The sequence below is a fragment of the Brevibacterium sp. FME17 genome (assembly GCF_014897515.1).
GTDB lineage: Bacteria > Actinomycetota > Actinomycetes > Actinomycetales > Brevibacteriaceae > Brevibacterium.
In genome coordinates this window covers 50,608-73,728 of the sequence record NZ_JABUYD010000009.1, presented here as the reverse complement: position 1 = coordinate 73,728, position 23,121 = coordinate 50,608, and the positions used below count along the sequence as shown (strand labels likewise).

Genomic DNA, 23,121 nt, shown 5'->3' with positions numbered 1-23,121 from the left:
GCCTCACGTGCTGTCGTTGGCCTCCAACCACGCAATGATGTCGGCTTCCTCCGGCAGCTGGGTGAACCTCACGATGTCGTCGCTGCCGACGAAGTAGAAGGTCCCCGTCACCTCGGTGATCTCGGGATGGACCCGCTGAATGGCGAACCGGTAGAGAGCCAGTTGCCATTTCATGACCTCCAGAGTCTGCTCGTCCGGCTGTTTGGACGTCTTCCAATCAACGACCTCAGCGTGATCGCCTGTGATGAAGACCGCGTCGATCTTGCCAGGGACTCTGAACCGGCCGAGGACGAGTTCGAATGACATCTCGATGTGATCGGCATGCCTGCTCGCGAATTCGGAGCCGATGAATGTCTGCTGCAGACGTTCGATCGTCGCTTTGTCGATGGCCTGGACCTGTTGTTCGTCGTCGATGTCGATGCTCGCCTGTCCGAAATGCTGCTCGACCCAGGAGTGGAAGGTGGTTCCGATCTCTGCGGCTCGGCTCGGGGGATTCGGGATCGGGCGCAATGTCTGAGTGATGAATTGTTGGGGGTCTCTGCGCCACGAGACGAGTGCTGTCGCCGAGAGTCGATCCGGCACGCTTCCGGTGGTGCCTGCGCCTTGGCGACTGCTGATCCGCAGCGCCTGTCGCGCATATCGGCCCACCAAGCCCGGCTTCTGCCCCAACTCATCCAGGCCGGCCGGGGCAGCGGAGCTGACCCAGTCTGCCGCTCGCCTGGCTGTGGACACGCGGTCAGTCCGGGGCACGGGCCAGATGCTTGTTTCGATACGGTCCTCAGCAGATTCCTCGGCGGGTTCCGGCATGTCGACATTGCACTCCAGTACCTCGATCGCCTCGGTCAGGAACGGGGACGGTTCGTCTGGGTTGGCTCTGGCGCCCATCAGCTCCGCACCCAACCACAGGTAGTGCTTGGCGCGGGTGAATGCCACGTAGGCAAGGCGTCGTTCCTCTTCCTCGTGCGCATCCGCGATGGCTGGTTTGATGAATTCGCTGACCCATTCATCGAGTGCCTTCTTCGTGTCGAAGTCGGCGGTGCGAAGATCATAGTCGACCAGATGAGCGCGGTCGCCTCGCAGTGGGTACGGAAGTGCTGTTCTGTCCATCCACCCTTCTTTGTCTCGCGGTTCCGTCGGGAAGTCCTTGACTACCAACGACGGCACAGCGACTGCGTCGAACTCGAGTCCCTTCGAGGCGTGGACCGTCATGATGTCGATCGCGTCGGAGGCTGAATTCGGCTCGGCCACGCTCAGCGCATCCTTCGCCTCCATCAGGGTCAGCCATTCGAGGAAGCCCGGCACGGACGGCTGATCGTCGGTTGCCGAGTACTGGCTTGCAGCGGACAGGAAGGAGTCGATCGCAGAGCGGTGGAGGTTGCGCAGAGAGTCACTCAGTCCCCAGATGTCGGAGTCGACGCCGGTTTCAGTCATCGCGGTACGAATGATGGTCGCGATGGTCCCCGAACCGGAACGGACATGGCGCAGAGCCCGTGCCAACCTCACCAGGCGGTCGAGTGCGGTCGTGCTCAGACCGGAATTGCGGAAGTTGTTCACCATTGACCGTGCGTCGGCGTTGCGTGCCGACCCGTCGAGCGTGTCAGAGAGGTCGATGAGTTCGTCAAGGCCTTCGACGATGGTCGGCTGGTCGATGGATTCGGGCACGACTCCAGCACCGTCAGGACTCTCGCCTATGAACTCGGCCAGTCGCGAATCGTTCTGCTTCCGGGTGAATGTCTGCAGAGCGGCGATGTCTGTGGCACCGAGTCCCAGCAGACGTCCGCTGATCAGCCGCATCAGACTGTCACCGGCCATCGGGTCGACGGCGGCCGTGAGCACTGCCCGCAGGTCGGCGACGAAGGGGTCGCTCAGGAGACCCGATGAGCCGTGGACGTGAACGGCGTAGCCGGCAGCTTCCAATGCCGCGGCAACCGGTGCGAAATGGGCGCGTTTGCGGCACAGAACCGCGATGGATGACCCTGCGGGAACGGTGGCGACCCACTGTGTCAGTGACCTGAGTCCGACAGTGAGGAAATCCGGATCGTGTGCTCCCGAACTGATGTCGATGGCCACGCCACCGTCTCCTGCTCCTGCGCGAGCCGACAACGGCGTTTCTCTGCTCCCGGCCAATCCCTCAGCTGTCCGGTTGGCGACTTGGAGAATCGTGTGGTCGTTGCGCCAGCTGGTGCTCAGAGTCAGTGCTTCCACATTGTCGAAGTCTGCTGAGAAGCGGATCATGTTGTCGGCGCTGGCACCGCGCCAACCGTAGATGGCTTGCCTGGGATCGCCCACGGCGGTCACAGCGGTGGATTGGAACAAGTCGTGCAGCAGGTTCAGCTGTGCGACCGAAGTGTCTTGGAATTCGTCAAGGAGAACGATCGACCACCGCTGCTGTTCGGCGCTGCGGGCCGCCGGCACTTCGTCGAGGATGCGCTGAGCGAACCGCACCTGGTCCGAGAAATCCATGGCCAGGTTGCGACGTTTGGCCATCATGTATGCGTCGGCCAATTTCGCTGTCTTGATCTTCGCCTCGAGTTTGGCCCGACGACCGTTGGGATCCACGGGCTTGCCCTTGCTCGAGACGAGTGCCTGCAGACACTGGTCGAGATAGTCCGTGACTTCGTCGAGGTCGCGACCATGGTCATTCATCGCCGCTGCCAGCGAGATGATGTCAGCGATCATCGTCTCTCGTGCGAAGTCCCCGGGGATCTCGTCTGTTGAGGTGGAGTCGACGATCGAACCGGCGATCGTATGGGCGGCGGCATCATCGAGCAGCACCGTCTCTGGTTCGATGCCGATGCTGATTCCGTGCTCGCTGACTATTGAAGCCGCATAGGAGTTGTAGGTCGACACTGTGGGGTTGTCGAGACCAGGCAGGCTCATCTCCGCCCCCAGCCCGAGGTTATGGCGCAGCCGGGCCAGGAGCACTCTGATCCGACCGCCCAGTTCGCCCACGGCCTTCCGAGTGAAGGTCAGCCCCAGGATCTCTTCGGGGGCCACGAAGCCATTGGCCACGAGCCATACGACGCGTTGGGAGATCACAGTCGTCTTGCCTGAACCTGCGCCGGCAGTGACCTTCATCGATTGCTGCGGGTCGGCTTCGATGATGATTCGCTGCTCTTCGCTCGGTGGGAATGCCTGCCCGGGATCGGCGGCGGTCAGGCGGGCCAGTTGTTCTGCAGTGAAGCGCATCAGGACTCTTCCAACGTCTGTGGCCCGATTGCCGGGCAGGAGGTGCGGACAGGACAGCTCAGACACTTCTGAGGTTCGACTCGGGCCGGGAATTCGGCAGCTCGCATACGATCGGAGACATCGTTGATGAGGTCTCGGGCCCACCCCGGGTCTTCGTCGATCTCGAGCGCGGACTGCTCTCTCGTCGTCTGTTTGGAATGGCGCAGGAACACGAGTTCCGCTCCATACGCTTTAGCGTCGATGACCTGGTCGTCACCGATGGTGATGGTTCCGGAGTTGATCGCCTCCTGGTAGACACCAAGCTGAGCGTGGCGGGGCATCTCCTGACCCTTGACGACGTTCTTTCCGGTTTTGAAGTCGACGATTCGGATGCCCTCGGGCATCTGTTCGAGTCGGTCGAGGCGCCCGGTGACCTTCCATTCCTGGCCCTTGTCATCCACCCCGGTGGCGTACACCTGAGCTTCGACTCCGATGGGTTCACCGGGTGCGGTCTTGATGTATTCACCGAGGCGGTCGGCCATCTTCATCGCCACAGAGTGTTCGCGATCCCGCTCCCACTCCGCGTCGAATTCGAGGGTCGCGAATTCATGGTCGACGTATTCCCGGATGTCCGAGGCAGGCCCCCGTGGGAAGTTCTCCGCCGCGGCATGGATGATTGTCCCCAGATTCTGGGCCATCGACCCTGGCCTATCGCCTCCGTTGCGTGTGAGGAACCAGCGCAGTGAGCAGTCGGTGAAGGACTCGACCTGCGATGGTGAGACTCGCACTGTGTCCTCGGAGGTGAAGAGAGGCTCTGAGGAGGTGATGTCTTCGGTCTCACGCCATTGTTCGGGTGGTTCGACCGTAGAGCTGGTGGCCGTCAGCGCCGCCAGCAGCTGCGCCCAGTCCTCCACCTCTTCATCGGGTGCTTCTTCCTGTCCCGGGGCTGCAGCGGCACTCAGCAGGCGTGCCCGAGTGTGCGCAGCCATCTCTGCCAGCGACAGGGGAAGGAGCTCGTCTTCGTGAGTGATCGCGTAGCTGTCGGCATCCTCCGTGCCCTTCTCTGTTCGTGCGGCCATGACGTCGAAGAACGGTGATGGGCTGCTCTCTGCATCAGAGATTGCGGTGACGATGATGTGTGCTTCGGCCCGAGTCAGCGCCGTGTAGAAAAGTTCGCCCTCTTCGCGCAGGTTCTTCCGTTTGGCATGGGAGTGGTAGCCCGGGTCACCGGTCGCGGTATCACCGGTTGCCAGCACGGCGCTGAGATCGTCGAGCCCGAGGATGCCGCCACGAATCTTCGGGTTGGGCCATACCCCTTCGTTCACCTCGGCGATGATGACCAGCGGCACTCGCAGATGTGCCAGAGACGACGGGGTGCCCACCTGCACGTGATCATCCGTGCCGGCCCGCGCAGCCAAGGAGTCCTGCGCGATGTCCTGTTCGGCCACGATCCCAGCGAACGAGCGTGCTGTGAATCCTCCACGGTCGGAGATCTTCTCCGCTAAGGTGAACAACCGCAGCACCGAGTCCAGGTGGGAATTGGCCACTGACTCCGGGTCTCGAAGCGCCTCCGACTGCCACCTCTCGGCCACACCCGACGCTGACCAGATCATCCACAGTGCCTGATGCGGGTCGACCGATCGCACCTCAGCTGCTGCTCGCAGCATCCGAGCGATCGTGGCCAGCCCGGTTGGAGATGAGTCGTCGACCTCGCTGCGCAGTGCGTGAGCCAGAGACGTCGAACTGTTCGGTGCCGGAAAATTCTTCCTCACCACGCGTTTGAATCGTCTGATCTGAACCGGGTCGAGACGAACATAGACGCTTCCGGCCAAGGCCAGAGCCTGTGCCGCAATCGATTCGTCGTCAGCGAAGTCTGGTGTGTGCGAAAGCAGCTCGAGCAGCGGTGCGGTGGCGGGATCGATGCTGAGAGGCTGCATGATGTTCGCGGTCGCAACGCCTGAGGCACTCAATTCGTTCGCCACGACTCGGGCAGTCGAGGTGTTCCGACACAGCACGGCCACATCTGACCACGCATGGCCGGCGTCGACGAACTCCGTCACTCGCCTCGCCAGGTACCGATAGCTCGAGGCTGCTCCCTCGAACACATGCGTCTCCACGCTCGCTGGCACATCATTCACGGACGAAGTGTCCGCGCCATCGGGTGTGTCGACATCGGCGTCGAGGGACACGTCACCGGGTGCCGAGCTGTCGTCTGTGGTCTCAGGATCCCCCGTGGGCCGCGGCATATGGCGCAGACCCCACCGTGTGGTGATGCGGCGACCGAAGTCATCGCTGACGTCGATGATGTCGGGTCCCGTGCCCTGCACGTCGGAGAGGACCACGGTCGTGAAGTCCCCATCGGCAACGCTGCGATCGATGATCGAGGCGTCGGCCCCGTGAAAGCGTCCGGTCACGGTTTCTGGACTGCCGAACAGCGCCAGAGCACTCCCGCGCTCACGCAGCTGCTCTAGCAGACCCCAGCTCGCAGCGGGGAAATCTTGGACTCCATCGGCTAAGACAACGGTGGGAACCACATCGGGAGCGAAGGTCCAGGCTCGGCCCGCGGTCACCTCGGCGGGTTCGCGCAGGACTTCGAACGCCGCTCGCGCCAGGACGGTCGCAGAGTCTGTGCCTCCGTAGCCGGGCATGCTCATGATGTCGAGGTACTCGTCGAGCACCTGGGCCACAGCCTCCCACCGCGGATCGTGGTGTCTTTCAAGCACACGACCAAGGACGCTGCGACCGAAGTCGAACACGAATTCCGGAGCCTGACCGGGCACACCGTCGACCGCCGGGGCCGGAACCCGAACACCGAAATCGAATTCCATGATTCTGTTGAGGAAGTCACGGACCTCTGTCCGAAATGCCGAAGTCGATCTCACCTCCGCGGTGATCTCGGACGGCCAGGCGGGGCCTCGAACATAGCCGTGCTCATGCCCGGCGAGAAGATCAGCGAGAAACACGTCCTGGTCCGCTCCCGAGATGAACTCCAGGTCTTCCCCGGTCTGCGTCGTGTGAGCCGCCCGGGCAATCCCGTAGGCAAACGATGAGATGCTTCGAGCAGGAGCCGCTGCCAACACTGCATCTGCTGGCACTGCGAGTCGGTTGCGCAGCACGTCGGCATGATCACGGTTGGGCGTGAGAACCAGCACCGATGCGGGACTCACCGCCGACATCAGATGCGCGTAGACGGTTTCGAGCATCGTCGTCTTGCCCGTTCCGGGACGTCCCACGACCGTTACCGACTCCCCCGCGAGCAGCTTCGCGCCGATTCCCTCAGTCACTTCATCCATACTCGTATTCCATCACGAGCCACGGACATGGGGGCGATGTGGCCGAGGTCGAGCGCGTTGCCGGGACCCGGACTAGGTTTTCGCGTAGCATGATGGGATGTCGAGTCCGCAACAAAGATTGCCCCGTGAACAGCGCCGTGACCAGTTGGTGGGGGTGGCACGTTCTGTCTTCGCAACCCGCGGATACCGGACCACCTCAATGGACACGATCGCCGAGGCGGCTGGCGTCTCAAAGCCTGTCCTCTACCAGCACTTCGCATCGAAGCAAGACCTCTACCTGGCGCTCATCGACGATTCCGCCGCGCACCTCGACACGGCCCTCGATGTCGCGATCGGATCGACCGATGATCCCCATGAGAAGGTCCGTGCCACATATCGTTCCTACTTCGAATTCGTCGTCTCCCACCGCGAAGAATTCGTCATCCTCTTCAACTCAGATGTCTACGAACCCGAGGCACAGCAGCGAATCCGCAACCTGCGTGAACGCACCGCCTCCCGTGTCGTGTCTGCACTGAAGAGCTACACCGATCTTGATGACATCCAGGCTCGAATGCTGTGCCGGACGCTCATCGGCACCGCCGAGGTCGTCGTCAAACAGCTTGAGACGACGCCGGAGATCGACGTCGACACCGCCGTCAGCCTGCTCACACAGATGAGCTGGGGCGGACTCCAGTCCTTCACTACGAAGTGACTGGGAACTCTGACCTGATGAGGGAAGAAAACACGTCTCCGCTGACGTTATGCTGAACACGAATCACACCACGACCTGTACAAGGAGCACAATGGAAATCAAGATCGGCGTCAAGCAGTCACCACGCGAAATCGTCATGGATTCCGACGAGACACCGAAGGATCTGGCCGCACGCTTGGAAGAATCCGTCAAGGCCGATTCGCTGCTGTCCTTCACAGACCAGAAGGGCCGCCAGGTCTTCGTCCCGGCATCGGCTTTGGCCTATGTGGAGATCGGCACGGAAACTGCCCGTCGCGTCGGCTTCGGAGCCTGAACGACTGCCTGCGCAGAGCATCGTGCACGGCTGAACACCGCGTCTCGGTGAATTCCCCGTGAATAGGCTGGGGGCCCGGTTTCTCACCGGGCCCCCAGCCTATTCACGTACCGGAATCGCGGAGCCTCAGGCGACGAGTCCCAGAGCCGACATCCGCTTCGAATGATTGGCCGTCACCGCAGGAATCGATGCCACCACCGATTCCTCGTCGATGCCGAGAAACGGGTCGGTGAGAAGGTTGCGTGCACGCCCCAGGGTCTCGGCCACAAGCTTGCGTCCCCACAGCGCCAGACGCGAGGCCAGCTGGGTGTCGGCAGCCACGTCTGCAGTCAGACGATTGCGCACATATTCGGTCGCACGTGTATCATCGAGAATTGTAATTGCCAGGCTGTATCCGGGCTCGCTGAGCTCATTCACGGCCGTGCGGTAGAAGTCATTCATGATTCCGTCGAAGACGAATCCCTTCATGAGACTTTCGTGCCAGTCACGAGGACGAGTCCGTTCAGCCAGCACGGAGAAGGTCGGCTCGAAATGCTGACAGAGCTCGACCGCATCCTGGCCCAATCGACTGATGTGCTGCGAGAGCTCTTCGAAGTTCGCAAAGGACAGAGAGGCCAGCCGCGCCAAAGTGACTTTATCGTCCATGTGCACAGCGGTGGTTGCGTTGGTGGCCATTCGTTCGAAAGCGGTCAGCTCGCCGAACGCCAGAAGCGCGAGCGTAGCAGCATTATTACCGGCCAATGGGGCAGAATCGGGCATAACTCAAGAGTACCGGTTCACGACCATGACGAGCGCGAAGGCGCTAAAAGGAGTTTTGAAACATGGCGGAGACAGAACCAGATTTCGCTGAACTTGGAGTTGCTGGACCGATCGTGGCCGCGCTGGCTGCCAAGGGCATCACCCACCCCTTCCCGATCCAGGCGATGACACTGCCGGTGGCACTGTCCGGAGCCGACATCATCGGACAGGCGAAGACCGGAACCGGCAAGACGCTGGGCTTCGGCATTCCTCTGCTCCAGCGTGTCATGGGCAAGAATGAAGACGGGTCTGCCCCGGTCGATCCCGAGAACACGCCCGAGATGGTGTCCGACTCGAGTGAGACACGCCTCCCCCAGGCTCTCGTTGTCGTCCCCACACGTGAGCTCGCGAAGCAGGTCGCTGCCGACCTCGTCACCGCATCCACTCAGCGTGACATCGACATCATGACCATCTACGGCGGCATGGACTTCGACCCGCAGATCAAGAAGCTCAAATCGGGTGTCGATGTCGTCGTCGGCACTCCCGGCCGCCTCCTCGACCTCTACGGGCGCAAGGTCCTTAGGTTGCACAAGGTCCGCACGGTCGTCCTCGACGAGGCTGATGAGATGCTCGACCTCGGGTTCCTGCCCGACGTTGAGAAGATCATCAACGCTGTGCCCGCACACCGCCAGACGATGCTCTTCTCCGCCACCATGCCCGGCGCGGTCATCACCTTGGCCCGCCGCTACATGAGCCGCCCGACACATATTCGCGCCCACGACAACGAAGACCTGTCACTGCTGGGCAAGAACACACAACAGTTCGTCTACCGCGCCCACTCCATGGACAAGAGCGAACTCGTCGCCCGCATGCTGCAGGCCGAGGGACGCGGACGCACCATCATCTTCACCCGCACCAAGCGCACCGCAGACAAGCTCGCCGCCGAACTCGGCGACCGTGGCTTCCAGGTCAAGCCCCTGCACGGCGACCTCGGCCAGGCCCAGCGTGAGAAGGCACTGAAGTCCTTCCGCGACGGTCAGGTCGACGTCCTCGTGGCCACCGATGTTGCGGCCCGCGGAATCGACATCGACGATGTCACCCACGTCGTGAACTACCAGTGCCCTGACGATGAGAAGACCTACGTCCACCGCATCGGCCGCACCGGTCGTGCCGGCAACAAGGGCATCGCCGTGACCCTGGTCGACTGGGACGACATGCCTCGCTGGCGTCTGATCAACAAGGCTCTCGGAATCGACCATGACGAACCGGCCGAGACCTACTCGACCTCACCGCACTTCTTCACCGACCTCTCCATTCCGAAGGGAACGAAGGGGCGCCTGCGCAGGCAGCAGACCGAAGGCTCCGACGACCACACAGGTCCCAAGAAATCTGAATCGCGGCGAGGCGGTTCCTCGAACCGCAGCGGTTCTTCCGCAGGCGACGAAGCACCGAAGAAGCCACGCCGCAGCCGTGAACGTCGACGCACCCGCGGCGGCAAGCCTGTGGGACGCACGTCAAGCGCCCCCAGCGAAGGCCAGAACTCCACGGAATAGGGACTTCGTCTAAGCACGTCACAGCCGAACGAGCGGCCCCGACCACACCGGCCGGGGCCGCTCGTTCATATTGCGTTCAATTCGTGCCCAGACAATGGCTGAGCCTATGTCGTCTAGCATGAACGCGAGTGAGTTTTGTTCGGTTCACACCCACCGGATGCGGAGTCCTTCGAAGCACCACCACCGGATGGCATCCGCCCCCAGACACGGCCTCAGGAATTCCCCCTCGCTTCCCAAGGCCACCGCCACGACGTCGATGTCATGCGGGTCCTGGCCGGACTGACTGTGATGGTCGGACATTCCGGTGGTGTCCTCATCGGACGCGGTGAGGCCGAAGAGAGCAGTCACGCCTGGCTGTTGGGCCACCTCGCCGAGGCGGTCAATCCGTGGGCGGTGCCGATGTTCTTCATGATCGCCGGCTGGGCGACCCTGGTGGGTGCACCCCCGCGGTCAGGCGCGAAAGTTTGGGATCGCATCATCCGTCATTTCGTGCCGCTGTTCGCGTGGTCGATCATCTTCATCCTCGGCTTCAATCTCTTCGACACTGACAGTGTCGATGTGCGACACGACCTGGTCAGAACCTTCCTCGAAGCCGACCGTCCTGCCTTCCACCTCTGGTATCTCTACGCTTATATCCCACTCATCCTCGTCTTCGGAACTCTCGTGCTGTTCTGGCGCGGGCAGCGGCCGTGGAAGCTCGCAGCCCTGGCCGTCGTCTTGGCCGGCTCGAGCGTCTGGGCGCCGTTCGTGCTTGAGCAGCTCGGTTCCAGTCAGGACGCCTGGAGGTGGGGTTTTGCGACCTACCAGGTGGTGTACTTCTGCATGGGTGCATTCTTCATCCACTATGCAAAGGATCTGCGACCACCCAGGTGGACCCTCGTGCTCGCTTTCGGAGTCTGCGCAGCTGGGGTCTTCTTTTGGGAATCGGACTATTCGTACCCGATTGCCAATGCCAACCCGCTCATCGTGGGACTGGCGGTCAGCGTCATCCTCATCATCTCCCGCATCGAACTGGGAGAGCGCACGAAACGGTTCTTCACGAAACTGGCTGGTGCCTCATTCGGTGCCTTCCTCGTCCATGTCTTCTTCCTCGAGCTCTTCTTCGAGCGCCTCTTCGTCGTCGATGCCTCGCCCCTGCTGCTGGTTGTGCAGTATGTGGGCTATCTCGGCCTGACCGCGGTCTTGTCCTACGCACTCAGCTTGGCGTGGGGAAAGCTGCGCCTGCGCAGAATCCTCGGGTGAGATCGGTGCTCAGCCCTGAATGAAGTCGACTCCCCCAGGACGGGAGTTCGCACGATCGAGGAGCTTTGCGAACATATGGTCCGTCGTCACGTGCTCACCCAGCCGGTTGGGCTTTCCAGTGCCGTGATAATCACTCGACCCGGTGATGATGAGATCATGCTCGTTCGCGAGCCTGCGCATGATCTCGCGTTCGTTCGGCGGGTTGTCTCGATGATCGACCTCAAGACCGTCGAGACCGACGGCGATGAATTCGGCCATCGCCGTATCGGGGACGACCAGTCCGCGCATTGCGGCGCGCGGGTGGGCGAAGACGGAGACTCCCCCGGCCTCTCGAATCAGTGAGATGGCCGTGATGGGATCGATCGTGGGCAGACTGACATGATATTTGCCGTGGCTGGACAGGATCGAGCCGAAGGCTTCGGTGCGCGACTCGACGATTCCGGCGGCGACCAGAGCGTCGGCGATATGAGGTCGACCGATCGTCGCATCTTCACCGGAGACTGCGAGAACCGCGTCCATGTCGATGGGGTAGTCCTCTGCGAGACGATCGATGATGAGGTGAGTGCGATCAATCCGGGCGCGTCGGGTCTCCTCGACCACCGCGGCCAAACCGGTGTCATAGGGGTCGTGGAGGTAGGACAGCAGGTGCACGCTGATTCCCTCGTGTCGACACGAGATCTCCATTCCCCGGACCAGACCCAGACCGTAGACCCTGGCGGCAGCTTCCGCTGGCGCCCACCCGGCGGTGGAATCATGGTCCGTGAGGCCGAGCACGTCGATGCCTTCCATCGACGCTTCGGACATAAGTTCGGACGGGGTTTGAGTCCCGTCCGAGAACGCAGTGTGCACATGGAGATCAATGACCATGCACCCAGTCTATCCGCTGTCACTGAGGAAGCTCATCCTCGTTCAGGCTCTGCCTGCAGGCAGAGCCTAGAATGGAAGCATGACAGCCCAGAATGAAGATAGCACCGACACGACCCAGGCCCTCGACGATCGCGTCAACAACCGCTCCCACCGCCCCAATTCGCAAGCATTCCGCGATTTCGTCGCCGAGGGGTGGGACCGCACGCCGCTAGACGCTCAGGCTCTTGCCGCAGCCGGGTTCACTCCCGAACGGCGGGCACAGGTCTCCGCGGCCTTCCCCGGTGAACGACTCGTCATCCCAGCCGGCGGTCACAAGGTGCGCTCAAACGACACCGACTACCGGTTCCGCGCCCACTCTGCATTCATCCACCTGACCGGACTCGAGGCCGACTCTGAGCCCGACGCCGTCCTCGTCTTCGAGCCCGAGGACGACACCCACAACGTGACCTTGTACTTCCGCCCCCGCGCAGGGTCGGACACCGTCGAGTTCTTTTCCGACTCCCGGTACGGCGAATACTGGGTCGGACCCCGCGCCGACCTCGAAGCGATGTCGACGATGACAGGTATCGCCACCGAGAGCTCGGCCACAGTCGACGACGCGATCACCAAAGACCTCGGCGCGATCTCCGTTCGACTGGTCCGCCAGGCCGATGCCCGCATCGACTCTGTCATCGACGTCGCCCGCACCCAGGTGCAGGCCGATCTCGAGATCTCCGAAGCCGGCGATGCCGAGCTGACACAGCTGCTGTCCGAGCTGCGACTGATCAAGGACGAGCATGAGGTGAAGGCTCTGCGTGAAGCCGTGGCCATCACCCGCTCCGGCTTCGACAACGTCGTCGCCGCACTGCCCGATGCACTCGCCCATCGACGCGGCGAACGCATCATCGAGACTGCATTCGAAACCGCTGCCCGCTCCGATGGCAACGGCATCGGCTACGACACGATCGCGGCCGCAGGCAATCACGCCTGCACCTTGCACTGGATCCGCAATGACGGTGCGGTGCAGGCCGGGGATCTCGTCCTCGTCGATGCCGGCGCAGAGGCGGATTCCCTCTACACCGCCGACATCACCCGCACTCTCCCGGTTTCCGGAACCTTCACCGAGGTCCAGGCGAAGATCTACGATGCCGTCCTCGACGCTTCGGATGCGGCCTTCGCTGTCGCCGCTGATCACGTCAACCGTGAGGTCAAGTTCCGCGAAATCCACGGAGCGGCGATGGAGGTCATCGCCGCCCGTCTCGAAGAATTCGGCATCCTGCCGGTCTCTGCGGCCCAGTCGCTGTCGCCGGAAGGCCAGCATCACCGCCGGTGGATGGTGCACGGAACCAGCCACCACCTGGGACTCGACGTCCACGACTGTGCGCAGGCTCGGGCCGAGATGTATCTCGATGCAGTGCTCGAACCCGGCATGGTCTTCACGATCGAGCCCGGGTTGTACTTCAAGACCGATGACCTGCTCCTGCCCGAAGAATTCCGCGGCAACGGTGTCCGCATCGAAGACGACGTGCTCGTCACCGCAGATGGGGTCGAGAACCTCTCGGCCGACTTCCCGCGCACCCGCGCCGAGGTAGAGGCTTGGGTCCAGGGACGATGAACGCAGGCCCGATACGGGGTCGGGGCATCCTGGAGATCCCGGGGATCGCTGTGGGCCACGCCGGTCAGTTCGCCCCGCATCGGCTGACCGGCGTCACCGCCGTACTGCCTCCCCCAGGAGCGCAGGTCGGCGTCGACGTCCGCGGCGGCGGGCCAGCCACCCATGAAACGGACGTCATCGCCCCCGGCACCCATTCCTACGGTGCCGATGCGATCGTCCTCACCGGGGGCTCGGCACTGGGACTGCAGTCTGTCAGCGGTGTCGTTGCCACCCTCGCCGAGGCGGGGCGTGGATTCCCCGCCCCAGGACTTGCGGACACGGTCATTCCCCTCGTCCCGGCGGCCGCGATCTTCGATCTCGGGCGCGGCGATGGGACGGCCCGTCCGCCCACACACGACGACGGCGTCACTGCGGCTCATAGCGCTCTGCAGCCAACCCACGAAGGGGCAGAGCCAACCTCGGTCAGGGGCAGCCTCGGCGCCGGTCTTGGTGCTCGATCGGGAATGCAGACCATGCGCAGCTCATTGGGTTCGGTCTCGATCCGACTGCCCAGCGGGTACATTGTCGCCGCGCTTGTGGTGGCCAACCCGCTCGGGACGATCGGCACCCCCGATGGCACGCTGTGGGCGCGCCCACTTCTGCGCTCCTATGGGTTAGATCTGCCCGGGATCGGGCACCTGCCCGCGGCCCCCGTATCCACGGCGGAGGCCACCTCGGCGAAGAACACGACCATCGCCATCGTCGCCACGAACGCCACCTTGGATCCGGCCCAGGTCACCCGCATGGCCTCAGGTGCTCACGCCGGCATCGCGCGGGCAGTCCACCCCTCGCACACGCTCTTCGACGGCGACACCGTCTTCTCCATCGCGACTGGTGAGGTCGACCTGCCTACAGACTTCGCGGCCTCGACACTCGACCAGGTCTCGATCACCGCCGCGGCAGCGGATGCCCTGAGCTTGGCCGTCATCGACGCTCACGTCGCTGCCGCACCGGTGGAGGACTCGTGGGACCAGCCACCGACACTCAGCGACATCGCCCCCGAGTTTGCACAGGCTTTCGCCGCATTGGACTGAGCAGATCACGGCGGCGACTTGACCGACTGACTGGCTGCAGACTGAAACAGGGGCGGGCGCCGACATCGATGATGTTGGTGCCCGCCCCTGTCCTATGCGAATCAAGCTCAACCGGTTCGCTCAAAGGAATCTCTCAGTTCGCGGCCTGTCGCGCCTCGTCCGAGCCGAGCCCCTTGCGATCGTCTTCGTCGACCTTGGTCTCCTGCTGTGTGTCGAATCCGTCTTCCGGCAGCAGCTTCTTCGAGGTCTGCTCCGCAGCGGCCTCGTCCTCGACGACAGTGAAGCGGATGGTCTCCGTGGACTCACGACCGTAGCGGTCCGCGCCGGTGACTTCGGCGGTGTGCGTGCCCAGGTCGAGGTCGGAGGGGATCTCTGTGCGCCACAGGTGCGAACTGGTCTGACCGACGCTGCCCGAGGTACGCAGGTTCTGCGATGTCGTGTACGGGTCGGAGTATTCCCAGCCCTTGGCCAGCGACTCGCCCTTGCCGGGCTGAGTGTGCTCGGCGACGGTGTTCGCCTTGCCGTCGAAGCTCATCTCGACTCGGGCATCCGAGGTCCCTGCGAGGAAGCTTGAGGTCAGCCAGGTGTCGCCCTGTTTGAGGTCCTCGCGGGTGACGACGCGCTCGGAGATGGCCTCAGGCTCTTCGCCTGCCTTGTCCGCGTCCTGCCAGTCCTGAGCCTTCTGTGCCCAGTCGCGCCATTTGGGTGAGTTCACACCCAACAGCAGCTGATGATCATCGGATTCGTTGCGGACCGTGTAGCGCTCGCTGCGGTCGGAGCCGTCGAATTCGAGGGTGAGAATGCCGGGTTCTGACCCATCGCGAGTGAAGGCGTAGGGAAGCCCGTCTGCGTTGAGTCCGCCGGAGTACCAGTCACCGGAGACGGCACCGGCGACGATCTGGGTGTTCGGCAGGGTGTCGATGCCCGCGTCGGCCCATTCCTTGCGCTGTTCGCCGGCGACGAGGTTCTCCTGCGTGTGCGTGTGACCGCCGATCGTCACCGCATTCGGGTAGTCGGCGATGACATCGTAGAGGTCGGGTGCGTCATCGACGATGACCTGCTGGTGGTCGACGATCGGTGCGTGTGTGGCGATGACGACGTGGTCGTTCTTCGCCACGTTCTTCAGATCGTTCTCCAGCCATTCCAGCTGCTCTTCACCGATCTTCTCCTTGTACTTCTTCGTCGAAGCGTTGCCCGAGTACTCGATGCTGTCGAGGACGACGAAGTGCGTCTCGCCGATGTCATAGGAGAAATAGCCGGGACCGAACTGGTCACGGAAGGTGTCGAGCGCGTGAGCATCGTCAGGCGAATCGTAGTCCTGGTCATGATTGCCCGGTGCGGCACGGACAGGTCCGTTCATCTGCGAGTAGACGTCGCGGAGCTCGTCATTGAGGCTGAGGTCGTCGCCCACATTGTCTCCCAGCAGGAGGACGCCGCAGCCCTTGTAGTCGTCACGATCGGCAAGGTCGCCGACTGCGCCGTCACGCGCGTAGCCCATCTCGGTCTTGTCATAGGCCTGCGTGTCGGAGGCGATCGCGCAGTTCTGCTTCGCCGAGGCGGTCGCCGCGGACTCGATCATCGGGAAGTTCACGGCATTCGGAGTCTCGCCCGTGGGTTTGATTCCGCCGTATTTGAGGCCTGGTGAGCCCTTGGGCAGATGGTTGTAGCTGAACTGCGCGAAATTATCCGAGTCGACAGGAACCTGCCAACCGGAGGGCTGGGTGATGGAGACCGTCATATTGTCGCGCACGGGCAGCTCGTAGATGCCTTCTCCGTCGGTCTGGACGACGTCGACGCCGTTGGTCACTGCGACATCGGCGATGCCGGTCTCGTCGCCGTCGAGTTTCGAGTTCTCGTTGACATCGTCGAACACCTGCCCCTGCAATGCCTCGGGGTCATCGGCCTGGCCCCGGTCGACCTGCACGTGGCCTTCATAGAGTTCAGCCGGTGTATCGGCGGCCGCTGCGGAGCTGGCGCACACCAGCGGCGCCGTCAGGGCGAGAGCGGCACAGGCGCTGAGCCCCGTCATCGCACTCGGACGAAGTCGTCTCTCGAACATTTAGTTCTCCTTGTTTTCGGTAGTGAGAAGAGCTGCCGAGAAAAGACCTTAGGGAAGCTGAGAGAATCCTGAATGGCGCAGGCACGACCGTGTGATGAACGGGAGATGATGCGTCCGTGGAACCTGCTCACGGCCAGTGGCCCAGGCGCGTTTCGCGCACACTGCTGCGATGACCCCGTAGGCTTAAGACCATGAGTGGTCCACCGAAAAGAGTCTTCGTCGCGCGCCTCATCGCCGTCCCCGTCTTCGACCCTCTCGGGGATCAGGTCGGACGCGTTCGAGACGCCGTCATCGTCTACCGGGCCACCATGCGCCAGTTTCCCCGCGTCATCGGTCTCGTCGTCGAAGTTCCGGGTCGGCGACGCGTCTTCGTGCCGATGGGTCGGGTGACGTCGATCGATTCCGGTCAGGTCATCACCACCGGGCTGGTGAATATGCGCCGCTTCGAACAGCGCCGTTCGGAGACCTTGGTCGTCAACGACCTCCTCGACCGTCGACTGCGATTGCGTGAGGACAACTCCCCAATCCAGATCGAAGACGTCGGCATCGAACAGCAGGTGAACAAGGACTGGGAGGTGACGCGGCTCTTCGTACGCAGAGTCCAAGAGCGCAGCGCCTTCTCCGCATTCCGCAGACGCGGTGAGACGATGCAGATCGACTGGACGGACACCGAGCACCCTACCGATTACAACGTCGATCAGGAGGCCACACAGCTCATTGCGGCCTACCAGGATACGAAGCCTGCCGACCTCGCCGACGTGCTGTTTGAGATGAAACCCGAACGTCGGCTTCAGGTCGCACGAGCCCTCGATGACGAACGTTTGGCCGACGTCATCGAGGAGCTGCCGGATGAGACGCAGGTTGAACTTCTGTCCGCCCTCGACACCCAGCGTGCGGTGACCGTCCTTGAGGAGATGGAACCCGATGACGCTGCCGACCTCCTCGGCGAGCTCAGCGATGAGCAGGCCGAACGGTTCCTCGCCCTGATGGAGCCCGACGAAGCCGAGGATGTGCGCACCCTGCTGTCCTATGACGATGACACCGCCGGTGGCCTGATGACCACAGAGCCGGTCATCCTGACGCCGGAGACCACCGTCGCCGAGGCGCTGGCCCATGTCCGACGGGAGGACCTTCCCGCAGCACTGGCGGCGGCGGTCTTCGTCTGCCGTCAGCCCATCGAGACCCCGACGGGCAAGTATCTGGGCATCGTCCACATTCAGGAGATGCTGCGCCATCCTCCGCACGAAGCTGTCGGCATCATGCTCGACACCGAGGTCGAGGCGCTGCCGCCGGACTCGCCGCTGGGCGAGGTCACCAAACTGTTGGCGGCGTACAATCTGGTGTCGGTGCCGATCACCGACGACAACGATCACCTCATCGGTGTGGTCACCGTCGACGACGTCCTCGATGAGCTGCTTCCCGATGACTGGCGCACCGGTCGTGATGATCACAGGAGGGGATAACAGTGGCCGTTGACGATTTCGACGTTCCCCGTTCAAGCAAACGCCGACTCCCCAACATCGCAATGTCACCGGAGACATTCGGCCGTGGCGCCGAAGGCTTCGCCCGATTCATGGGCACTCCGGCCTTCCTCGTGGGAATGACCGTGTTCTGCGCCGTCTGGCTGGTTTGGAACACTCTCCTCCCCGAGGCCTGGCAGTTCGATCCCCGCTCATTGAACTTCACACTTCTGACGCTGATCCTGTCGCTGCAGGCCTCCTATGCCGCGCCGCTGATCCTGTTGGCGGAGAATCGCAGCACCGACCGTGACCGCGTCGAGTTCGAACATGACAGGCAGCGAGCCGAACGCAACCTCGCCGACACGGAATACCTCGCTCGTGAGGTCGCCGCCCTGCGCATCGCCATGCGTGAGGTCGCAACTCGCGACTTCATCCGCTCCGAACTCAAGGACCTCCTGAAGGAACTCGAGGAGGAGACGAAGGGACCTGTCAGCGACCCCGGGCGAAGTGACCGGTCCGATGGCGAGCAGGTAGGCTGAAGGCCCCGGGAATATTGATCGGGAAGAGAAAGGACGTGAGCACATGACTGGGCCATCCGAGGACTCCGTTCGCGAAGCCCTGACAGGGGTCATCGACCCGGAGATCCGCCGCAGCATCGTCGAACTCGACATGGTCGATTCCATCAGCATCGACGGCGGCAAGGTCACCGTCACCGTTCTTCTCACCATCTCCGGCTGTCCGCTCAAGGACACGATCACTAAGGACACCACAGCCGCGGTGTCCAAGGTCGAGGGTGTCACCGAGGTGTCCGTGATCTTAGGCACGATGACCCCCGAGCAGCGCACCGCGATGCGGGAGAAGCTCCAAGGTCCCGGCACGAGCCGTGAGATCCCGTTCAACCGGCCCGACTCCCTGACGAAGGTCTACGCCGTCGCCTCCGGCAAGGGCGGTGTGGGCAAATCCTCGATCACCGCGAATCTCGCTGTGTCCTTGGCCCAGAAGGGCCTGCGCGTGGGCGTCGTCGACGCCGACATCTACGGCTTCTCGATCCCTTCCATGCTCGGCCTGTCCGGGAAGCCGACCCGAGTCGATGACATGATCATCCCGCAGATCGCCCATGGTGTGAAGGTCATGAGCATCGGCATGTTCGTCCCGCCCAACCAGGCCGTCGTCTGGCGCGGGCCGATGCTTCACCGCGCCCTGCAGCAATTCCTCACCGATGTCTTCTGGGGCGACCTGGACGTGCTCCTCCTTGACCTGCCCCCGGGCACCGGTGACATCGCGATCTCCGTGGCCCAACTGCTTCCGGGCTCCGAGCTCCTCGTCGTCACAACGCCGCAGCAGGCTGCCGCGCAGGTCGCCGAACGGGCAGGGTCGATCTCCACACAGACCGATCAGCGACTGGCCGGGGTGATTGAGAACATGTCCTGGATGGAGATGCCCGATGGCACCCGGATGGATGTCTTCGGCTCCGGCGGCGGTGCTCAGGTGGCCGCGAATCTGTCCGAGACCATCGGCTCACAGGTTGAGCTGCTGGCTCAGGTGCCACTCGACACACAGGTCCGCGAGGGTTCAGACGATGGAACCCCCGTTGTGTTGGGACAGCCAGACTCACCCGCGGCGCGCGAATTCGCTTCGCTGGCCTCGACTCTGGCGCATCGCTCACGCGGCTTGTCGGGCAAGTCTCTCGGTCTCAGTCCCGTCTGATCATGGCGTGATCATCCATCGCACGCAGCTGCGACGCATCCTCGCGCTCCTCGCGACCTGCGCAGCGCTGACTCTCATTGCCGGATGTGTCGTCTCCGGTCCCACCCGCGACAACCCCACTCGCAGCGGGCAGCATCGCACCGACCCTGCAACAGGCAAGCACAACGCGGACACGGCAGAGGCGAATCTTCAGGTTCTGAGGCAGAACATCCGCAGCTATGCGATCGTCGATGCCAAGCGTGATCCGAAGACGAACATCCATCTCTTCGGTCTGCCCGGCGCCGACTCCCTGAGTTCGGCTACCGAGAAGACTCTTCTGCAGGCCATCAGGTCCGCAGGAGGCTTCCACACTCACCGGGCCTACTCCCCTGTGGCGACAGCACCGGCCCACCGCTGGGCCTCCACGTCATTCGTTCCGGGCACAGCCACCTCGGCGAAGGCCTCCGACAGCGGTCACAACCACAACGCGTCCACGGACGTGGAGGTCAGCAACCGTATTATCGCAGCCGGTGGGGACTTCCTCATCTCCTCGCTGACAACGCATTCCCCCACCGAGAAGACCTGGGCAGTGCTCACCGACCTGGTGCACGACACTACGGTGCATGTCCAGGACATGTTCACCTCGAAGATCGACCCCGCCGAGGTTGCTGCGGACGAATCCGGAAACCTGACCGTCGGCGGTAAAGTTCCCACCTCAACCGATCTGACTTCGCTGGGAATACGAGTCATCGATTCTCTCTATCTCCCGCTCACTCTGCCCGACGGCACCGACGAGCGTGATCCCGACTTCTCCTGCACGTTGCTGCCCTGTGCTGCACTGACCTATGACGACGGCCCGGGGAAGCCCGAAATCGAAGACAGGCTGCTCAGAGAAGCAGCCACGGCGAAGGTCCGGATCACCTATTTCCTCGTCGGCAAGAGGGTGGCCGCCGACCCTGCCACAGTGAAGAGGATCTCTGCTGCCGGGCATGAGGTCGCCAACCACACGTTCTCCCATCCACGACTCAACAAATCGAGCGACGCCAAGGTTAAGAAGGAAGTCAAGAGAACCGACAGGGCGATTGAAGCAGCAACGTCGAAGGCGCCAAAGTTGGTGCGTCCACCCTTCGGCGCGCTCGACAGATCGGCCGCGTCCGCTCTCGGCCGGCCGGCGATCATCTGGGACGTTGACACCGGTGATTGGCAGCACAAGGACGCAGAACGCACGGTTTCCGAGGTCGGAGCCGATGCCGGGCCGGGCTCGATCGTCCTCATGCACTCGATCCATCCGACGACGGTGGATGCCGCACCCGGTGTCTTCGCAACCGTGAGGGACAAAGGCCTCTATCCGGTCACCATCAGTCAGCTCTTCGCAGGGATCGGGTTCGAAAAGGGCGGTTCCTACTTCTGCCGCGGCTACGCAAACGAACTGTGCTCGAACCCCGAACACCCTGCGGTGCACAAAAACTGATTGGGAAACTCAGTTCAACCCGATGCAGACCAGCGTGGCTCAGGTGGCCTCGGTATCGAAGGGCGCGGCGACTGAGCGATCACGCATGACCGACTGCGCCTGGAAACGTTCGATGGGTGACAAAGGCTGCGCTCGGGACTCGCCAGCACCGGACCCCGCAGTGTCGGTGGAGCCTTCGGAACCGGCCTCGATCTCCTGAGCCGGCTTCTCGCTCGCCACCGTCGACTGCTCCCGACGTTTGGACTCCCGGATGGCTGAATCCTCTTCGACAAGAGCCTCCCGCACGATGCGGCGCGGATCATACTGACGAGGATCCAACTTCTGCCAATCGACATCATTGAAGTCATCCCCGAAGTCGCGGCGCACGCTGTCCTTCGCGCCTTCGGCCATGCGACGCATCTGGCGCACCAGCTCACGCAGCTTCTGCGCGTATTCGGGCAGGCGTTTGGGCCCGATGACGACAAGAGCCACTACCACCAGGATCAACATCTCGGTGCCGTTGATACCCAACATGGGCACAAGTCTACCGTGGACCGCAGTATGCTCGACTCACGGTCAACACAGGATTGCTCACACGCCACAGGAGGGATTTCCGAGCATGGACGAGGTGGTTGTGGAGCGTGTGCTGCGCATCGTCGAACTCGTGCCTGAGTGCCATGTGGTCAACTACGGCACCGTCGGTCTGGTCGCCGGCTGCTCCCCGCGCTATGTCGGACGAGTGATGAAGGAGTTCGGCTCCAATGTCAGCTGGTGGAGGGTCGTCAATGCTGCGGGAGTGCTGCCGGAGGCGCTCTTGCCCACCGCCCGCGAACACTGGGACGACGAGGGCATCCCTCACACGCACGAGAAGGTGAGCAGGTCAGCCTTCGTCGATGTCGATGATCTCGAGGAGCTGTGGCGGACCCACGGCATCGACCCCGGAAGCAGTTAGACTTGGAACCAAATGTCAGCCGAAAGCGAGGGTCGATTGTCACGCGAGAATTCAGGTGATCTCACCTTCTCCGAACAGTACAACGGGCCCGACCCGCTTCTGGACGCCGCACGGGCGCTCTCTCACGAGAACGGCCTGGCTCCGGTGTCGCAGACGACAGCGTCGACGCTGACCCTGCTGGCGCGGCTGCTCACCCCGGTCGCGGCTGTCGAAGTCGGCACGGGCGCCGGCACCTCCACGCTGGCTCTGCTGCGCGGAATGCCCAGCTCAGGGATCCTGACATCGATCGACACGAACTCCACTGCTCAGGCGGCTGCCCGGGACCTCATCGACATGGCAGGGATCCGGCACAGCCGACTGCGCCTGATGAGTGGACGGGCCGAAGACGTCCTCCAACGTCTGGCGCCGGGTGCCTATGACATGGTGTTCCTCGACTCGGAACCGACGAACCTCGAACGCATGATCGAACCTTCATTGCGTCTGCTTGACGCCCACGGGCTCCTCGTCATCCACCAGACGCTGCTCAAAGGCGGCGTGGCCGACCCTGTCGACCGCTCGCCGCGGACACAGGCAGCACGTGGACTTCTCAACCGCCTAGCAGACCAGGAACGACTCGAACACGTCCTGCTGCCAATCGGCCAGGGCCTGCTGATGGTGCAGAAGACCCGACGCTGAATGCCAAAACAGCAGAGACTCTGCGAAGTCTCTGCTGTTCGTTTCGCTGAGCTCTGTGCTCAGCTGAGGAAAAGTGCTGTCCTGGTCACTGGCCCAAGGTCTCAGCCAGGGTGTCACGCAGGTCCGTGGCCTCGTCTCTGCTGAGCTCGATCACCAGGCGGCCTCCGCCCTCGACTGGAAGTCGCATCACCATGTCTCGACCTTCTTTGGTCACTTCCAGAGGTCCGTCGCCGGTGCGGGGTTTCTGGGCTGCCATGTGGGCTCTTCCTTCCGTTGATTATGCAAAGACGGTTCACGCTCGATGGAC

19 protein-coding genes are annotated in these 23,121 nt (G+C 62.9%); 12 read left to right on the top strand and 7 right to left on the bottom strand.

What is annotated here, in order from left to right; genetic code table 11:
• Window positions 1–3: 3 nt before the first annotated feature.
• Both INT40_RS10080 and INT40_RS10075 read right to left on the bottom strand, forming a co-directional pair.
• Window positions 4–3,189 carry an ATP-dependent helicase gene (locus tag INT40_RS10080; protein WP_193070655.1) on the bottom strand — a complete coding sequence of 1,062 codons (3,186 nt, stop codon included), beginning with the start codon at window positions 3,187–3,189 and terminating at the stop codon, window positions 4–6.
• Window positions 3,189–6,461: a UrvD/REP family ATP-dependent DNA helicase gene (locus INT40_RS10075; protein ID WP_193096027.1), complete on the bottom strand. Its 3,273-nt coding sequence runs from the start codon at window positions 6,459–6,461 to the stop codon at window positions 3,189–3,191. The genes INT40_RS10080 and INT40_RS10075 overlap by 1 nt, the downstream gene beginning before the upstream one ends.
• A gap of 154 nt (window positions 6,462–6,615) precedes the next feature.
• Here INT40_RS10075 and INT40_RS10070 point away from each other — a divergent pair, with 154 nt between their 5' ends.
• Entirely contained in the window at window positions 6,616–7,152 is a 537-nt protein-coding gene (locus INT40_RS10070; protein ID WP_240520347.1) for a TetR/AcrR family transcriptional regulator, read from the top strand.
• 91 nt (window positions 7,153–7,243) lie between these two features.
• The gene (locus INT40_RS10065) at window positions 7,244–7,465 is read left to right on the top strand and encodes a DUF3107 domain-containing protein (protein ID WP_096162875.1); all 222 of its coding nucleotides are present in this window, start codon (window positions 7,244–7,246) and stop codon (window positions 7,463–7,465) included.
• Window positions 7,466–7,591: 126 nt separating this feature from the next.
• Here the strand turns inward: INT40_RS10065 and INT40_RS10060 are convergent, their stop codons facing one another.
• Window positions 7,592–8,224: a ferritin-like fold-containing protein gene (locus tag INT40_RS10060; RefSeq protein ID WP_096162876.1), complete on the bottom strand. Its 633-nt coding sequence runs from the start codon at window positions 8,222–8,224 to the stop codon at window positions 7,592–7,594.
• Window positions 8,225–8,286: 62 nt separating this feature from the next.
• Between INT40_RS10060 and INT40_RS10055 the strand changes: the two genes are divergently transcribed.
• The gene (locus INT40_RS10055) at window positions 8,287–9,756 is read left to right on the top strand and encodes a DEAD/DEAH box helicase (RefSeq protein ID WP_096162877.1); all 1,470 of its coding nucleotides are present in this window, start codon (window positions 8,287–8,289) and stop codon (window positions 9,754–9,756) included.
• 135 nt (window positions 9,757–9,891) lie between these two features.
• The gene (locus INT40_RS10050) at window positions 9,892–10,998 is read left to right on the top strand and encodes an acyltransferase (protein ID WP_096162878.1); all 1,107 of its coding nucleotides are present in this window, start codon (window positions 9,892–9,894) and stop codon (window positions 10,996–10,998) included.
• Window positions 10,999–11,007: 9 nt separating this feature from the next.
• Here the strand turns inward: INT40_RS10050 and INT40_RS10045 are convergent, their stop codons facing one another.
• Window positions 11,008–11,865, bottom strand: coding sequence for a PHP domain-containing protein (locus tag INT40_RS10045; protein ID WP_096162879.1), 858 nt, complete (start codon window positions 11,863–11,865; stop codon window positions 11,008–11,010).
• Between the two features lie 79 nt (window positions 11,866–11,944).
• On the opposite strand from INT40_RS10045, the gene INT40_RS10040 reads away from it, so the two are divergent.
• Complete coding sequence (locus INT40_RS10040) at window positions 11,945–13,459, top strand: aminopeptidase P family protein (RefSeq protein WP_096162880.1); 1,515 nt, start codon at window positions 11,945–11,947, stop codon at window positions 13,457–13,459.
• A complete protein-coding gene (locus tag INT40_RS10035; protein WP_096162881.1) occupies window positions 13,456–14,532 on the top strand; it encodes a P1 family peptidase in 1,077 nt (358 codons plus the stop codon). The genes INT40_RS10040 and INT40_RS10035 overlap by 4 nt, the downstream gene beginning before the upstream one ends.
• Before the next feature lie 133 nt (window positions 14,533–14,665).
• Here INT40_RS10035 and INT40_RS10030 read toward each other — a convergent pair whose 3' ends face one another.
• Window positions 14,666–16,591, bottom strand: coding sequence for a calcineurin-like phosphoesterase C-terminal domain-containing protein (locus INT40_RS10030; protein ID WP_135447183.1), 1,926 nt, complete (start codon window positions 16,589–16,591; stop codon window positions 14,666–14,668).
• Between the two features lie 191 nt (window positions 16,592–16,782).
• On the opposite strand from INT40_RS10030, the gene INT40_RS10025 reads away from it, so the two are divergent.
• The 4 genes from INT40_RS10025 to INT40_RS21200 are packed head-to-tail and all read left to right on the top strand — an operon-like array spanning window position 16,783 to window position 21,208.
• Entirely contained in the window at window positions 16,783–18,054 is a 1,272-nt protein-coding gene (locus INT40_RS10025) for a magnesium transporter MgtE N-terminal domain-containing protein (protein WP_101572505.1), read from the top strand.
• A gap of 2 nt (window positions 18,055–18,056) precedes the next feature.
• Window positions 18,057–18,590, top strand: a complete 534-nt coding sequence (locus tag INT40_RS10020; RefSeq protein ID WP_101572507.1) for a DUF1003 domain-containing protein — start codon at window positions 18,057–18,059, stop codon at window positions 18,588–18,590.
• A 43-nt stretch (window positions 18,591–18,633) separates the two neighbouring features.
• Entirely contained in the window at window positions 18,634–19,758 is a 1,125-nt protein-coding gene (locus INT40_RS10015) for an Mrp/NBP35 family ATP-binding protein (RefSeq protein ID WP_135447185.1), read from the top strand.
• 7 nt (window positions 19,759–19,765) lie between these two features.
• Complete coding sequence (locus INT40_RS21200; protein WP_101572510.1) at window positions 19,766–21,208, top strand: polysaccharide deacetylase family protein; 1,443 nt, start codon at window positions 19,766–19,768, stop codon at window positions 21,206–21,208.
• Between the two features lie 39 nt (window positions 21,209–21,247).
• Here the strand turns inward: INT40_RS21200 and INT40_RS10005 are convergent, their stop codons facing one another.
• Window positions 21,248–21,721: a twin-arginine translocase TatA/TatE family subunit gene (locus INT40_RS10005; protein ID WP_101572512.1), complete on the bottom strand. Its 474-nt coding sequence runs from the start codon at window positions 21,719–21,721 to the stop codon at window positions 21,248–21,250.
• An 85-nt stretch (window positions 21,722–21,806) separates the two neighbouring features.
• On the opposite strand from INT40_RS10005, the gene INT40_RS10000 reads away from it, so the two are divergent.
• On the top strand, window positions 21,807–22,139 hold the full coding sequence (locus INT40_RS10000) for an MGMT family protein (RefSeq protein WP_101572514.1): 333 nt from the start codon (window positions 21,807–21,809) through the stop codon (window positions 22,137–22,139).
• A 12-nt stretch (window positions 22,140–22,151) separates the two neighbouring features.
• Window positions 22,152–22,814, top strand: a complete 663-nt coding sequence (locus tag INT40_RS09995; RefSeq protein ID WP_226831081.1) for an O-methyltransferase — start codon at window positions 22,152–22,154, stop codon at window positions 22,812–22,814.
• A gap of 85 nt (window positions 22,815–22,899) precedes the next feature.
• Here INT40_RS09995 and INT40_RS09990 read toward each other — a convergent pair whose 3' ends face one another.
• Window positions 22,900–23,070: a DUF3117 domain-containing protein gene (locus INT40_RS09990; protein WP_101572516.1), complete on the bottom strand. Its 171-nt coding sequence runs from the start codon at window positions 23,068–23,070 to the stop codon at window positions 22,900–22,902.
• Window positions 23,071–23,121: the final 51 nt, after the last annotated feature.